Source organism: Burkholderia sp. AU27893, assembly GCF_002223205.1.
In the GTDB taxonomy this organism is placed as follows: Bacteria; Pseudomonadota; Gammaproteobacteria; order Burkholderiales; family Burkholderiaceae; genus Burkholderia.
Genome location: NZ_NKFD01000006.1, coordinates 70,822 through 84,773, shown reverse-complemented (window position 1 = coordinate 84,773; position 13,952 = coordinate 70,822). Strand labels below are relative to the sequence as shown.

14 protein-coding genes and 3 pseudogenes are annotated in these 13,952 nt (G+C 61.7%); 11 read left to right on the top strand and 6 right to left on the bottom strand.

Translation table 11 applies throughout. The features are described 5' to 3' along the window. Positions 1–89: 89 nt before the first annotated feature. From CFB47_RS37945 to CFB47_RS37920, 6 genes and pseudogenes are all read right to left on the bottom strand, one after another. A pseudogene (locus tag CFB47_RS37945) lies at positions 90–818 on the bottom strand (transposase); the annotation flags it as partial. Between the two features lie 107 nt (positions 819–925). Continuing rightward, the gene (gene istB / locus CFB47_RS37940; protein ID WP_006397350.1) at positions 926–1,675 is read right to left on the bottom strand and encodes an IS21-like element IS408 family helper ATPase IstB; all 750 of its coding nucleotides are present in this window, start codon (positions 1,673–1,675) and stop codon (positions 926–928) included. A gap of 16 nt (positions 1,676–1,691) precedes the next feature. Further along, complete coding sequence (gene istA, locus CFB47_RS37935) at positions 1,692–3,248, bottom strand: IS21-like element IS408 family transposase (protein ID WP_011875599.1); 1,557 nt, start codon at positions 3,246–3,248, stop codon at positions 1,692–1,694. Between the two features lie 359 nt (positions 3,249–3,607). Beyond that, complete coding sequence (gene tnpB / locus CFB47_RS37930; RefSeq protein ID WP_027810102.1) at positions 3,608–3,958, bottom strand: IS66 family insertion sequence element accessory protein TnpB; 351 nt, start codon at positions 3,956–3,958, stop codon at positions 3,608–3,610. Next, positions 3,934–4,410: a transposase gene (locus CFB47_RS37925; protein WP_027810101.1), complete on the bottom strand. Its 477-nt coding sequence runs from the start codon at positions 4,408–4,410 to the stop codon at positions 3,934–3,936. The genes tnpB and CFB47_RS37925 overlap by 25 nt, the downstream gene beginning before the upstream one ends. Before the next feature lie 53 nt (positions 4,411–4,463). Further along, positions 4,464–5,522, bottom strand: a pseudogene (locus tag CFB47_RS37920) (IS4 family transposase); the annotation flags it as partial. A 113-nt stretch (positions 5,523–5,635) separates the two neighbouring features. On the opposite strand from CFB47_RS37920, the gene CFB47_RS37915 reads away from it, so the two are divergent. The 11 genes and pseudogenes from CFB47_RS37915 to arsH all read left to right on the top strand — a co-directional run bounded on the left by CFB47_RS37915 (position 5,636) and on the right by arsH (position 13,881). Then, positions 5,636–6,007, top strand: coding sequence for a creatininase family protein (locus CFB47_RS37915; RefSeq protein ID WP_306172480.1), 372 nt, complete (start codon positions 5,636–5,638; stop codon positions 6,005–6,007). A gap of 101 nt (positions 6,008–6,108) precedes the next feature. Further along, positions 6,109–6,597 carry a DUF411 domain-containing protein gene (locus CFB47_RS37910; protein WP_077186796.1) on the top strand — a complete coding sequence of 163 codons (489 nt, stop codon included), beginning with the start codon at positions 6,109–6,111 and terminating at the stop codon, positions 6,595–6,597. 353 nt (positions 6,598–6,950) lie between these two features. After that, a pseudogene (locus CFB47_RS37905) lies at positions 6,951–7,261 on the top strand (integrase); the annotation flags it as partial. Positions 7,262–8,548: 1,287 nt separating this feature from the next. Beyond that, a complete protein-coding gene (locus tag CFB47_RS37890) occupies positions 8,549–8,884 on the top strand; it encodes a helix-turn-helix transcriptional regulator (protein WP_027810097.1) in 336 nt (111 codons plus the stop codon). Further along, positions 8,881–9,360, top strand: a complete 480-nt coding sequence (locus CFB47_RS37885; protein ID WP_027810096.1) for an ArsI/CadI family heavy metal resistance metalloenzyme — start codon at positions 8,881–8,883, stop codon at positions 9,358–9,360. The genes CFB47_RS37890 and CFB47_RS37885 overlap by 4 nt, the downstream gene beginning before the upstream one ends. A 9-nt stretch (positions 9,361–9,369) precedes the next feature. After that, positions 9,370–9,864, top strand: coding sequence for an arsenate reductase ArsC (locus tag CFB47_RS37880; protein ID WP_027810095.1), 495 nt, complete (start codon positions 9,370–9,372; stop codon positions 9,862–9,864). 16 nt (positions 9,865–9,880) lie between these two features. Next, entirely contained in the window at positions 9,881–10,375 is a 495-nt protein-coding gene (locus CFB47_RS37875; RefSeq protein WP_027810094.1) for an arsenate reductase ArsC, read from the top strand. 64 nt (positions 10,376–10,439) lie between these two features. Then, a complete protein-coding gene (gene arsB, locus CFB47_RS37870) occupies positions 10,440–11,513 on the top strand; it encodes an ACR3 family arsenite efflux transporter (protein WP_027810093.1) in 1,074 nt (357 codons plus the stop codon). Position 11,514: 1 nt separating this feature from the next. Then, entirely contained in the window at positions 11,515–12,747 is a 1,233-nt protein-coding gene (locus CFB47_RS37865) for an MFS transporter (RefSeq protein WP_027810092.1), read from the top strand. Next, positions 12,744–13,166 carry an arsenate reductase (glutaredoxin) gene (gene arsC, locus CFB47_RS37860; RefSeq protein ID WP_027810091.1) on the top strand — a complete coding sequence of 141 codons (423 nt, stop codon included), beginning with the start codon at positions 12,744–12,746 and terminating at the stop codon, positions 13,164–13,166. Before CFB47_RS37865 ends, arsC begins: the two co-directional genes overlap by 4 nt. Continuing rightward, positions 13,144–13,881, top strand: coding sequence for an arsenical resistance protein ArsH (gene arsH / locus CFB47_RS37855; protein WP_077186795.1), 738 nt, complete (start codon positions 13,144–13,146; stop codon positions 13,879–13,881). The genes arsC and arsH overlap by 23 nt, the downstream gene beginning before the upstream one ends. Positions 13,882–13,952 lie beyond the last annotated feature (71 nt).

Here is a 13,952-nt window from a genome sequence, read left to right as displayed (position 1 = left end):
GCCATTACGCCGCCCTTGGACTGGCGCCTATGTGCCGCCCCTCAAGTGGCGCCCTTATGCCGACCCCGCATTGGCTCCATAGCGCCGCCCCGTGACAGCGGCCTTCGTCCCGGTTCCTTCAGCACCTGGAACGTTGTCTCGTCGCCGTAGATCAGGTCGGATTCGAGCAGCGCGTCACGCATCAGGTTGATCACCGGCTGCGTAGCAAGCCCCACTCGCACCACGCTAGCGGCCAGCGTGTTCGACAAGATGTCGCCGCCGAAGCGACGCAGCAGCGTGGCCTGGCGATACAGTGGCATGCCGTATTGGTACTTGCCAGTGATGATCCACGCCAGCGCGGATTCCGTGAGCAGCCCGCGAGGGATGATGCGCGTCGGCGCTGGCGTGACCTTAATGCCGAGATCACAGCAAGGGCAGGCGTACTTGACCCGCTGGTGCTGAACGACGCGCACTTGCTCGGGAATCACGTCGAGCTGTTCGCTCGTTTCTACGCCAATCTCGACGAGGGCGTGGCCGTCGTGCGCGCAGAATCGTTCAGCTTCTGGCAACTCGTGCCGCACGACCTCGCGCGGCAGGCTCGGATTGAGTGGTTTGCGCCCGCGCTTGCCGCGCGTGTGGGCGGCGACCGAGGTGCCGGGCACGTCTTCACGCGCGGGCGCGTCGGCAGTCGCCGCCAATGCCTCTGCTTCGTTGAACAGGCCGAGCTGGTCGGCATGGCGCGCCTCGCTCGATGCACCGAACAGTTCGTGCTTGTAGGCCCGCAGCTTCTCTTCGGCCAGATCGCGCTGGGCCGTCACGAGTCGAAGCTCACCGCGCAGCGCATCGCGTGCGGATTTCGGCGATGGTGATCAATCGTTTCGGCGAACGTGATCAGTCTGGAAGGTGGTGTTGCGCGGTCAATGGATTATAGCGACGGTGATCACGATCAGGCGTCAGCGGACTCGGATTTCGTTTTCTTTCTCATCGAATCGCCCTTGACCGGAAGCTTGTGGGCCTGATGCACGAGCCGATCGAGAATCGCATCGGCGAGCGTGGGGTCCTGCAGCCACGCGTGCCAGTGTTCGAGCGGCAACTGGCTGGTGATCACAGTCGAGCGCGTACCGACACGATCATCAAGTACCTCAAGCAGATCATTGCGCGCCGCCTGGTCGAGATCCTGCAAGCCCCAATCGTCGAGGATCAGCACATCAATCTTCGCGAGTTGCGCAAGCCGACGTGTGAAGCTGCCGTCGCCGTGCGCGATTTTCAGCTCTTCGAACAGCCGCGCGACGCGCACATAGAACACGGAGAAGCCCTGCCGGCACGCCTGCTGGCCGAACGCGCAAGCGAGCCACGTCTTGCCCGCGCCGGTGGGGCCGGTCAGGATCAGGTTCTGAGCATTGCGCACCCAGTCGCAGCCGGCGAGCGTGGCGACGATGCGCTGGTCCAGCCCACGGGTTTGCCGGTATTCAATGTCTTCGACGCAGGCCTGTGGGTTCTTGAGCTTCGCGGCGCGCAGCAAACGTTCGAGTCGTCGCGTATCACGCCAGGCCAGCTCGCGATCTACGAGCATGCCCACGCGTTCCTCGAATGACAGGCTGGTGCTTGCCGTGAGCGTTGACTGCTCCTCGAACGCGCGAGCCATGCCGTCCAGTTTGAGCGCCTTTAGCTGGGTAAGGGTGTGCTGCATCAACATCGTGACCTCCTTCGGGTCAGTGGTAGTAGTCGGGGCCGCGCACGTTCTCGTGCTCGGGCGAGCGCCATTCGGCGGGCGTGGTCGGGAGCGAGGGCTGCAGGTCAAGTCCCGCTTCCAGGATTGACAGCACGGAGCGACGCGTGGGCGAGCCGATCTTCAATGCACGCTGGCATGCGGCCTCGAGGCGGTGTTTGCCGTACTTGCGCGCGAGCGAGAGAAGACCGAGACAGGCGCGATAGCCCATCTCGGGGTGAGGTTTGTTGGTCAGCAGATGCCGCACGACAGCCTCGGCGCCGGGGCCGACGGATGCGCCCCAGTTGAGCAGGCGCCCAGGCGTCCATTCCATGTGCGCGCGATGCGCAGCCGGCATGTGTTCGGCGATGGTCGTGTGTTTGCCTTTGAGGCGCGAGCGAGCGTGCGCAGCGACACGCTTGCCGCCATGCAGGATCTCTACGCCGTGGCGTGTGATACGCGCCCAGACCTCCTGCCGTGCGAGGCTATGCGGGACGCTGTAATAGTGGCCGCCGACATCGACGTGGTAATCGATGTTCACACGGCACTTCTGGAAGGTGGCGATCTCGTAGCGACGCACGGGCAACGGGCGCAGGACGGGTTGGTCCAGCCGTTCGAACCATTCACGCCGGTTGCCTTCGAGCCGCTTGAACGGGCGCTGGTTTAGGTCGGCGATCAGTTCTGCAATCGCCTTGTTGAGTTCAGCCAGACTGTAGAAGCGATAGTGGCGCAGTCGGGCCAGCACCCAGCGCTCGACGATCTGCACGCCGACTTCGACCTTGGCCTTGTCCTGCGGTTTGCGCGGACGCGCCGGCAGCATCGCGGTGCCGTAGTGGTTCACGAAGTCCTGCGTGGTCGTGCCGAGTCCGGGTTCGTAACGGTCGGGTCGCGCGATCAGCGCCTTCGGGTTGTCGGGCACGAGCAGCTCGGGCACGCCGCCAATGAACTCTAGCGCATCGCACAGGCTGCCGATCCAGTCCGCCATCGTCTCGGTGCGCGTCGCGCACGCGAACGTGTAGTTGGATGCGCCGAGCACGGCAACGAACACGTGCGCCTCGAACTCGACGCCGCCATCGCTCGCCAGGACCGGCACGGTGGGACCCGCGAAGTCCGCGAACAGCTTCTCGCCGGCGCGGTGCTGCTGACGCATCGAGCGCTTGATCGACTTCGCCCAGTCCTTGTACTTCTGGCAGAACTGCGTGTAGCGGTACGTCCGCTGGCCGGGGTTCGCTTCAGCGTATTCTTCCCACAGCAGTTGCAGCGTCACGCCCTTGCGGCGCAGCTCGCGATGCAATGCCGTGTAGTCGGGCTCGATGCGTCGCGTCGTCGTCGCCGCGGCATTGGTTGCCGCAGGCCTCAGGCGCGCGTCCAGTTCGTCGTCGGACATTGCTTCGGCTGCCGCCCAATCGAGTCCCGCCTGGCTGGCTTGGGCCGCGAACTTCGAGACGGCACCGACGCTGATGCCGATAGCCCGGCTGATCTGCCGATGCGTCAGGCCACACGCCCACTTTAGTCGCAGGACTTCCTTCAATTTGCGCATGCTCATCCGAGGTGTCGGCATCGGCACTTCTCCCGCAAAAAAGGGAGCAGGCTAACGCCGTCGGTGAATACATGCGCAACGCCACCGCCAGACTCAAACCCGGATTACGTTCCGGTTACGTGATCACCCGTTTCGGTCCCGTGATCGCTCATTCCGGCATCGTGATCACGCGTTTCGGAAACCTGTGATCAGCGATCACGATCAACCGAAACGGGTGATCACGATCATTCGGAATCCATGATCACGATCCGCCGAAATGCGTGATCACGTTCGCCGGAATACGCACATCGCGTTCGGCGAGCAGTGCCTGGTATTCCTCAACACTCGGCATGACGGGGCTGTTCGGCATGGCCGATTAGACCATGTCACCCGCGCGGTGTTCAGCTCATCCGCGCGTAATATCGCTGGGGATGCTTCTGGATCACGGCCAGGTCGATGCCGTCGAGCAGCCAGTGCAATTGCTCGGCGCTGAGCGTGATTGTGTCGCCTCCGTTCGGCCAGATGAAGCGATCGGCTTCGAGTCGCTTGAGCAGCAACCAGAAGCCGTTGCCGCCCCAGCCGAGAATCTTGATTCGATCGCGCCGGCGGTTGCCGAAGACGAACAGCGCCGAGGTCATCGGGTTCAGGCGCATCGCCTGTTCGACCAGGATCGACAGTCCGTTGATGCCCATGCGGAAGTCGACTGGATCGCGATGCAGATAAACCTTCAGCCCTTCGTCGAACCGGAACATGGCAGCCTCCCGAGCATTTGCACAACGGCCGTCAGTTCATCGAAGTTCGCCGGGCCCAATTCTAAGGAAACGCCGTTTGGCAGGTGCACATTCAGTGAGAATGCCGCAGCCAATTTAGTCGGAGTGGGAGCAACCGCGGAGGTGACGACCTGCATAAAGGCTGATTCCTCATGCACGGAAGCCGCCGGCAGCTCGACGCGAGCCTCTCGTGACGGCTCCGTCACGGAGCTGACTATCTCGCCCGCGGCTTGTTCGCGCTGATACTTGGAAATCCACGTCCGAACGAGGTTTGGATTGACGTCGTGCTCCATGGCCGTCCGCGCGATCGACACCCCGGGCTTCAGACACGCCTGTATCAATTCGCGCTTTGCATCCTCGTCGTACTTACGCCGTCCGTCTCGCTTGCGATCGACCACCAATCGGCTCTGCAAACCTCCGCGTTGCTCGTTCATGCACACCTGTCCACGCTCATTGAACATGGACACGTAGCCTCGGTGAATCAGCCTCGCCGTGCAATGGCGTCAATCAAAGAGCGCTTACGCTCAAGTCGCTCAATCGTGCCCAACTGCAGTTCTTCGACCTGACAGCCGTTCTTCAGAACGTTGAACAGGATTTCGATTTCCCATCTGGCCCGATACCACTCGATCAATTCCGTCGCTTCATCCAGCGTGGTCGCCGTACGGTTAGTCAGCAAGCGCCATTCGATCGGCTTCACACCGGCTGGTGCGTCAAACTCGCGCGCGACCAGGCACGTTGCAGCGACGCTTTTGCCCTTGCTCGCAGGCAACTGCACGCGCCGCAGCCACAGGCGCTGGCGCACCGTGCGCGCTTTCACACCTTGGCGCGCGGCCATCGGGAAGGCGATTTCGCCCACCGCTTCGTCGTGCGTGGCGTACTCCCACAACTTATCGCCTTCGGGCAGGCTGCGGTTATGCGCGGCACGTACCAGCCAGTCGGCCGGGTTGCCCAACGCGTCGGCGCGCTCCATCAACGCCATCAAATCCGCTTCGCGGTCGGCCACATACAGCAGACGGGTCGAGGACATATCCGGCGCCATCTCGGCGATGCGCTCGTAGCCTTCGATCCAACGCAAACTTTCCTTCGGGCCACCACGTCGGCCCGAGTCGTCCTTCTTCTCGCGGGCCCACATCCATACGTCAAGGATGCCCAACGGCTCGCGCTGCGGCGTCACCGCATAGGTCGGATGAACAAACATCCCGCGCTGCGCCTCATACGTCAGCGGCCCCAATCCGAGCGCATCCTGACCATTGAAATCAAGCTCGGTGGTGTCTTGAAGACAGAGCACAACCTGATGCGTTTGCATCCGCTTTTGCGTCTGCTGCCAATGCGGCTCCAGAATCGCATGCCACTGGACCTTCTCGTTATCGAAGAAGCGGTACGCCGCTATCGTTTCGCCCCAACCGTGACATGCCTGCGGCACGCTGGCCGTCGGGTCCGCCGCCATCCTTTCCATCAAAAGCCTCGCTCGCTTGTTCAGGCGCGCGTCGCCAAGGTCCAGTTGCTCGAATTCCGTTTGTGTCCAGGGCGTCGATTCGGTGACCAAGGCATCCGCTCAAAAGCGGAGAGTAGACGCGATCCGCCGACAGTTTACAAGCGCCGCTCTATGTCATTGAAAGTAAACGGGCTTCGTCGCCGTCGCCGAACAACGAGGACGTTGTGTATAACGACATGCCCTGGACGGGGTCACGCGCGCGTGCGTTCGTCCCATCAGAATATTATGCGTCGAGTTTTGACGGCTACGCGCAGATTTTGCGCGAGCGTCGCGTGCGAAGCGACGAGATCGGTACGCACGCCGGACTCGCGGACACATCATTGCAACTGGCGGTTGTTCCGCAAATGGTGCGTGTCGAAGAACTGCGCAACGCGGCTAAACCCGGGGTTGCGGATGGAGTCTATGGCGGCGACCCGCGTCACGCAAGCTCGGAGTTCGGGCAGCTCGGCGTTGAAGCAATTGTCGCCCACACCGTCAAGGCGATCAACACCCAACCTGGGCGCTACTCCCTTGGGGACACTGGTAATATCCGCTAATGCCATGCAACAGTACAGTACGCTCAATACTTGGCAAGTTGATCATGTCCGGTACTGGATAGTTTCCGCCGATATACCCATTCAATTAAGGAGGAGTTTGTATGAAAAAGCCTTTGAAGGTCGGATCGATTTCACACGCAAGGCGATCAGTCGTGGCCGGGTTGGCACTTTTGCCCGTCATAGCGTTTTCGCAGGAGACTGCTGGCAAGCCTGTCGTGCAAGTATGGAAGACACCAACCTGCGGTTGCTGCGAAGACTGGGTATCACATCTCAAGAACAACGGCTTCAAGGTGGCCGTGCAAAATGTCGACGATACAGTCGAGGCAAGACGTAAAGCAGGCATGCCTGATCGCTACGCTTCGTGCCATACGGGTATCGTGCAGGGATATGCTATCGAAGGACATGTTCCGGCTCGTGAAATCAAGCGCCTTCTGCGCGAGCGACCGAAAGCAATCGGATTGGCTGTACCTTCCATGCCGATTGGGGCTCCTGGTATGGACGGGCCGGCATATAACGGACGCCACTTGCCGTACAACGTCATGTTGGTGAGTCGCGATGGACAAACCAGCATATTCCAATCGTACAGATGAGATGCCGTGCCTCTGCGGCCGCGGATGCTATCACTGGTGGAATCGATTCGCCTGATTGATAGTCGATGGCGGTAAAATCCGCGCTTTTCGGGCGGCCCCAAGGTGTAGCGATGCGGCTTGGTGATTAGTGTGATCGCAACTAATCGTTCGTCGCGATCCGATTAAGTTTTGGGGCGAGCACGTAGAAAACCATCGGATAGATTAGTACGAGCCGTCGATCGCGCGCTCAGAGAATAGCGAAGCGCCCACTCTCGAAGCGGTGCGCAACGGCGATCGTGACGCGCGATGCCGTCACGGACGAATCCCGAGCCGAGGCCTTTGGCGCGGCAACGCAGCCGGCGACTGCCTGAACGATGGCCGACCGTTCCCTGCAGCAGCTGGCACAGATGCCGTTGCGCAGCTACAGCCGTACCGAATTCACAGCTTTGCGCGCGCGCGTTCAAGGCCTGGCGATCGAGATGATCGAGCGGCTGTCCTTCGATCGCGATGCGGATGAGCGGGCCGACGTCGCGCAGCGCTGCGTACGATGCGCGACGACTTGGTCGCGGCTGCGCTGCGCGACGGTTCGCCGGTGCTGAAGTCGCAGCTGCAGGCGACGATAGAGAAATGCGGTGAGGCGCGCCTGACGCTGATGTCGCTGCAGATGATCGAGCAGGTGGCCGGAACGCATTCCGACGTCGAGGTACAGGAGCGTCGACTTCATGCCGAAAGCCCGCACCAGGCAACGGCCGCCTTCAGGCGGTCGTTGGTATCTGGCGCGCGATCTGGTGAATAAGTATGGCGGGTGGCCGACAGTATGGGACGTTTCCGGGACTGAAGCCGAAGTTCTCGACGCGCTTGAGCGTTACCTTAAAATGTGCAAAATGTCGACGTTAGTATCTGTTATGTAAAATCATTCGGATTGCTATCAAATAAGGTGAGCGCCAATGGAATTGGAACCTCGGAGCATTCTCGCGCCCGGAACAGGTCTGCTAGAGATCTTGGGATGCGGGATTGCTTGGATCGCCGTTGTCGCAGCACTTATCTATCTTTTCGGAAGGTTGAATAAGACTGCGGGGGTAACTGCGGGGATTGTCGGTATGGTCGGCGGCTGCGCGATACTGATCCTGCACTTCATACAGTGATACGTTGAGAATCGCGCAACGTCCAATATGCTGTATTACCCGCCGGACGCAGCAAGCAACCGCTTTTTGCTTCCGACGGCCGTTGAATAGGGAGCACTGACGATGTCGTTACTAGCCGGATGGTTTTTCGAGGGAGCGATGCTGCGCCACACGCCGTCGCTCACGGACCTTGCTGTTTGGGAAATCGCGTCCGGGGGAAGTTCGAAATCGCCGGCAACGCGCGAGCAACCAGACGGGCTCCAAATGACAAGGAGGCGCACGCTCGCAGTTGCTGTCAATGGTCGGAACATGATCCTCCGAGGTGACCTCGATCGTCTCCCCGGGCAGGGGGAGTCCGTCCGCATGCTGGGCCTCCTCTATGCACGCCCGGACAGCGCGGCGGCCGAATTCGGAGGAACGAGGTGGTACGAGATCCGCCGTGACGGCGATTCGTACCGTGCTACCCCGACTTAAGACGCAGGCGACTTGGCCTCTAGAGTTGCAGTACCGTTCGTCGCACAACTACTGACGGACGCTCACCAGCGCCCCCTAATCCGCCCTATCGATGTCCACGCCGGCTACGTTAGAGTCGGCTTCGACCACGAGCTCCCGATGAAGGCCTCCCCTTGATTTTCGTGCGCTTTACCGGTGTTGCGCGCGGTAGGCCTGGTAAGGGTCTGCGGCCAGGCCCTTAAATAATGTTCAGCGAATTCAAGGGCTTCCTGATCGTCGCTTCATCTATTCTCCAGAGGGCTCCGTCCACGACTCTGGGTGCGCCGCTGGCTCTGGAGATCAGCAAGCGGACGAAATTCTTGCCTCTAATTCGATATTTCGACTAATATGGAATCATGGAAACGAACCAAACTATTGCCGCCCTTGCGGCGCTTGCCCACGAGTCCCGGCTCGCCGTCTTCCGCGCCCTCGTACAGGCCGGGCCGGAAGGCATGCCGGCCGGGCAGATTGCAACACTGCTGGACGTGCCGCCGTCGTCGCTCTCCTTTCATCTGAAGGAGCTGGCGCATGCACAGCTTGTCACCAGCCGGCAGGAAGGTCGCTTCGTTTTCTATTGCGCGAACTTCGCCACGATGAACAGCCTGCTGGCCTATCTCACGGAGAACTGTTGCGGCGGCAATCCCTGCTCGCCAGTTGGTGCATGTTCTCCATCCAAGGAGCAACAATCATGAAGCGCTTTCACGTGCACCTCAGCGTGCCGAATCTCGCTGACAGCATCCATTTCTATTCGGCGCTGTTCGCCGCCGAACCGACCGTCGTCAAGACCGACTATGCGAAGTGGATGCTCGACGATCCCCGTGTCAACTTTGCGATCTCGCAGCGCGGCGCTGCGGCCGGCCTCGATCACCTCGGCGTACAGGTCGAAAACGATGCCGAGCTGGCCGAAATGCACGAGCGTCTCAGCGACGCCGCACTGCCCCTCGACGAACAAACGGGTACGACGTGTTGCTACGCGCGCTCCGACAAGTACTGGACGGTGGACCCGCAAGGCATTGCATGGGAGACGTACCAGACGCTCGGGAACGTCCCGACCTATGGCGAATCCCGTAATGCGCAGCCGGCCGAATCGAATGCCGACACTGCCGCTTGCTGTACTCCTGCGCGCGGCAATCCGACCGGCGCGGCCGTGAAATCTGCCTGCTGCTGAGGTCCAACCATGAGCGACAAGCGCTACAACGTGCTGTTCATCTGCACCGGCAATTCCGCACGATCGATCCTGTCGGAGGGGCTACTGAACCAGCTCGGCGACGGGCGTTTCGTTGCCTACTCCGCCGGCAGTCATCCGAAAGGCGAGGTGAACCCGTTCGCACTGCGCGAGCTGGCACGGTGGCACTTGTCGACCGAAGGGTATCGAAGCAAGAGCTGGGACGAATTCGCCGCGCCAGACGCGCCCGCGCTCGACTTCGTTTTCACTGTGTGCGACAAGGCCGCCGGCGAAGTCTGCCCGATCTGGCCCGGTCAACCGGTTACCGCACATTGGGGCGTGCCCGACCCGGCCGATGTCGAGGGCTCCGATGAACAGAAGCAGCAGGCCATGCACGACGCCGCGCTGACGCTGAAGCGTCGGATCGACCTGCTGCTGTCATTGCCGCTCACCAAACTCGATAACGTCGCACTGGAGAAATCGGTGCGCGATATCGGCCAACAGTAAATCCGGATGTTTTGACATGACTACGAACGTACTGATCCTCTGCACCCACAACTCGGCGCGCAGCGTGCTGTCGGAAGGGATGCTCAATCATTGGGCCGCGAAGCTCGGCAAGGATGTACGCGCGTACAGCGCAGGTAGCGCGCCGAGCGGTCGCCTCAATCCGTTCGCGCTGGAAGCGCTGACGAACGCCGGCGTCGACGTCGACGGCTATCGCAGCAAAAGCTGGGACGAATTCGTCGGCGACGGCGTACCGGAAATGCGCGTCGTCATCACCGTGTGCGACAGCGCGGCGGCGGAAACCTGCCCATACTGGCCCGGCAGCCCGGTCAAAGTCCATTGGGGCTACGCCGATCCGTCGAATGCGACGGGCGGTGACGAAGGCAAGCGCCTCGCGTTCGAACTCACACGTCAGGCGATCGGCTACCGCATGCTGCAGTTGCTGGCGCTACCGCTTGACCGCATGAGCAATGCCGAACTCCAGACGGCGTTGACTGAGATCTCGCAAACCTGATCATTCGCGCGGCGGTCTGCCGAAACTAGCGGCCGCCAACGACTTCGAGACTGAACCCTGTCCAATGAACACGTCCAACATCGCCCCGCCCGGCAAGGCCGTCGCAAAGCCCTCCATCAACTTCTTCGAACGGTACCTGACCGTCTGGGTCGCGCTGTGTATCGTCGCCGGCATCGCGCTCGGCCAGGTGCTTCCCGGCCTGTTCCAGCAGATCGGCCGGATGGAGTACGCGCAGGTGAACCTCCCGGTCGGACTGCTGATCTGGGTGATGATCATCCCGATGCTGGTCAAGGTCGACTTCGGCGCATTGCACGAAGTGCGTCAGCACGTCAAAGGCATCGGCGTCACGCTCATCGTAAACTGGCTGGTCAAGCCGTTCTCGATGGCATTCCTCGGCTGGCTGTTCATCCGCCACCTGTTCGCGCCGATGCTGCCGGCGGATCAGCTCGACAGCTACATCGCCGGCCTGATCCTGCTCGCTGCGGCGCCGTGCACGGCGATGGTGTTCGTATGGAGCCGGCTGACCGGCGGTGATCCGCTGTTCACGCTGTCCCAAGTTGCTTTGAACGACAGCATCATGGTGATCGCGTTCGCGCCGCTGGTAGGGCTGCTGCTCGGCATGTCCGCGATCACGGTGCCGTGGGCGACGCTGCTTACGTCGGTCGTGCTCTACATCGTCATTCCGGTGATCCTCGCGCAGGTCTGGCGCAAGGTGTTGCTCGCGAAAGGACAGGCGGCGTTCGATGCCGCGATGGCGAAGATCGGCCCGTGGTCGATCTCCGCACTGCTGGCCACGCTGGTGCTGCTGTTCGCGTTCCAGGGCGAAGCGATCCTGAAGCAACCGCTGGTGATCGCGCTGCTCGCTGTGCCGATCCTGATTCAGGTGTTCTTCAATTCGGCGCTCGCGTACTGGCTCAATCGTGCGATCGGCGAAAAGCACAACATTGCATGCCCGTCGGCGCTGATCGGCGCGTCGAACTTCTTCGAGCTGGCGGTCGCGGCCGCGATCAGCCTGTTCGGTTTCCATTCCGGTGCGGCGCTGGCCACCGTCGTCGGTGTGCTGATCGAAGTACCGGTCATGCTTCTGGTGGTGCGCATCGTGAACCAGTCGAAGGGCTGGTACGAGTGCCGGACCTGACATGTCCAACAGGACGCCCCGTCCGCGCGCTTGGCTGACGCCCTCGCTCGGGCTGACGCAGATCATCGGGTGGGGTTCGATGTTCTACGCGTACGGCGTCCTGATGCAGCCTATGCAGGACGAGCTGGGGCTGTCGAAACCGATTGTCGTTGGTGCTTACTCGGTGGCGCTACTGATCTCCGGGCTGTGCTCCACGTCGGCTGGCGCCATCATCGATCGCATGGGTGGGCGCTTGCTGATGGCAACCGGATCGCTACTTGCGGCGCTCATGCTTGCTTGCCTGTCACGCGTGCATGGCGTTGTAGGGCTGTATCTCGCATGGGCCGGCATTGGCGTCGCAATGAGCGCGACGCTGTATCAGCCCGCGTTCGCGGTCATTACGCAGGCGTTCGGCACCAACTATCGCCGGGCCATCACGCATCTGACCTTGTTCGGCGGCTTCGCCAGCGCGGTTTTCTGGCCGCTGACGCAAACCCTGTTGCAGCATGCCGGGTGGCGAGAGACATGGCTTCTCTATGCCGTGGCGAACCTGCTGGTCTGCCTACCCATTCACGCCACCTTACCGAAGCGCGGCAAGGCAACGCACGGGGTTGCAGCGGCGCGCACGGAAGATCCGGCTACCAACCTCATCGCTGTCCTGCGCGAGCCGGCTTTCTATCTGGTGACGGCAGCGGTCACGCTCAATGCGCTGGTGTTCGCCGCGATGTCGCTGCACATGATCCCGGTCTTGCAGGCACACGGCATTTCCGCCGCGAACGCGGCATGGGTGGGTGCGTTGGTTGGGCCGATGCAGGTTCTTGGTCGCGTGCTCGAGACGACGATCGGCAAACGCGCCAGCACGCGCCACGTCGGCATGGCAGCGATCTCCCTGTTGCCGTTGTCGTTGATCCTGCTCTTTGCATCGGGTGACTGGCTACCGTTGTACGTCGTATTCGCCGCACTGTATGGCATCAGCAACGGCATCATGACCATCGTCCGCGGAGCGCTGCCGGCGGAACTGTACGGGCGAGCTGCGTACGGGGCGATCAGCGGGGCAATGGCGACCCCGGTACAGATCGCTATCGCAGCAGGCCCGTTCGTCGCGTCACTTCTGTATGCCGCCGGGAACGGCTATCCCGGCACGCTATTGGCCTTGGCCGGTATTGGCTCGGCGGGCGCGATTCTGTTCCGCTTCGCGATCGCGCAAATCCGGCAGCAAGCCATCGACCTATCAAACAAAGGAACCTCTACATGAGCGACATCACGATTTACCACAACCCCGACTGCGGCACGTCGCGTAACACGCTGGCCCTGATCCGCAACAGCGGCGAGGAGCCCGTCGTGATCGAGTACCTCAAGACGCCGCCGTCGCGGGAAACGTTGATCAAGCTGCTGGCCGACGCGGGCCTGACCGTGCGCGAGGTGCTGCGCGAGAAGGGCACGCCTTATGCGGAACTCGGCCTTGGCGATCCGAAGTGGACCGATGAGGAGTTGCTCGATTTCATCGGGCAGAATCCGATTTTGATGAACCGGGCCATCGTGGTCACGCCGATTGGCACGAAGCTTTGCCGGCCGTCGGAAGCCGTCCTAGACATTCTGCCGAACCCGCAGAAGGGACCGTTCACCAAGGAAGACGGAGAGGTCGTGATCGATGCGGAGGGCAAGCGTGTCTGAGCATCTGAATGACCTGCCGCAGCTCGACGCTACACTGTTTCGCGTGCCGGACGCCGCTCAACTTCGGCCGGCGACGCCGTCGACTCATCCGCCCCGGCTCTTGCTTTTATACGGCTCGTTTCGCGAGCGTTCGTTCAGCCGCCTGCTGGTCGAGGAAGCCGAGCGCTTGCTCACCGCGATGGGTGCCGAGGTCCACGTGTTCAATCCGAGCGGCCTGCCGCTGCCCGATGATGCGCCCGAGAGCCACCCGAAGGTGGTCGAGCTGCGCGAGCTGGTGATGTGGGCGGAAGGGATGGTCTGGTGCTCGCCGGAACGGCACGGCGCGATGACCGGGATCATGAAGTCGCAGATCGACTGGATTCCGCTGTCGGTCGGCGCCGTGCGGCCGACGCAGGGCAAAACGCTCGCGGTGATGCAGGTCAGCGGCGGCTCGCAGTCGTTCAACGCGGTGAATCAGATGCGCGTGCTGGGCCGCTGGATGCGCATGCTGACCATCCCGAACCAGTCGTCGGTCGCGAAGGCGTTTGCTGAATTCGACGAGGCTGGGCGGATGAAGCCTTCGGCGTATTACGATCGGGTTGTCGACGTGATGGAGGAACTGGTCAAATTAACCTTGCTCACGCGCGACGTCGGTCCCTACCTGGTCGATCGGTACAGCGAACGCAAGGAAAGCGCCGAGGAACTGTCTAAGCGCGTGAATCAACGCAGTATCTGACATGCCAAAATGCCGTGACCGCGGGAATTCGCCGCGGCTTGCCGGCCGCATGAACGTCGTTAGAGCCCGAA

Coding starts and splice junctions, on each gene's coding strand:
- istB (WP_006397350.1), bottom strand. CDS start 1,675: ATGTTGATGCAGCACACCCTTACCCAGCTAAAGGCGCTCAAACTGGAC.
- istA (WP_011875599.1), bottom strand. CDS start 3,248: ATGCCGACACCTCGGATGAGCATGCGCAAATTGAAGGAAGTCCTGCGA.
- tnpB (WP_027810102.1), bottom strand. CDS start 3,958: ATGTTCCGGTTCGACGAAGGGCTGAAGGTTTATCTGCATCGCGATCCA.
- CFB47_RS37925 (WP_027810101.1), bottom strand. CDS start 4,410: ATGAACGAGCAACGCGGAGGTTTGCAGAGCCGATTGGTGGTCGATCGC.
- CFB47_RS37910 (WP_077186796.1), top strand. CDS start 6,109: ATGAAAAAGCCTTTGAAGGTCGGATCGATTTCACACGCAAGGCGATCA.
- CFB47_RS37890 (WP_027810097.1), top strand. CDS start 8,549: ATGGAAACGAACCAAACTATTGCCGCCCTTGCGGCGCTTGCCCACGAG.
- CFB47_RS37885 (WP_027810096.1), top strand. CDS start 8,881: ATGAAGCGCTTTCACGTGCACCTCAGCGTGCCGAATCTCGCTGACAGC.
- CFB47_RS37880 (WP_027810095.1), top strand. CDS start 9,370: ATGAGCGACAAGCGCTACAACGTGCTGTTCATCTGCACCGGCAATTCC.
- CFB47_RS37875 (WP_027810094.1), top strand. CDS start 9,881: ATGACTACGAACGTACTGATCCTCTGCACCCACAACTCGGCGCGCAGC.
- arsB (WP_027810093.1), top strand. CDS start 10,440: ATGAACACGTCCAACATCGCCCCGCCCGGCAAGGCCGTCGCAAAGCCC.
- CFB47_RS37865 (WP_027810092.1), top strand. CDS start 11,515: ATGTCCAACAGGACGCCCCGTCCGCGCGCTTGGCTGACGCCCTCGCTC.
- arsC (WP_027810091.1), top strand. CDS start 12,744: ATGAGCGACATCACGATTTACCACAACCCCGACTGCGGCACGTCGCGT.
- arsH (WP_077186795.1), top strand. CDS start 13,144: ATGCGGAGGGCAAGCGTGTCTGAGCATCTGAATGACCTGCCGCAGCTC.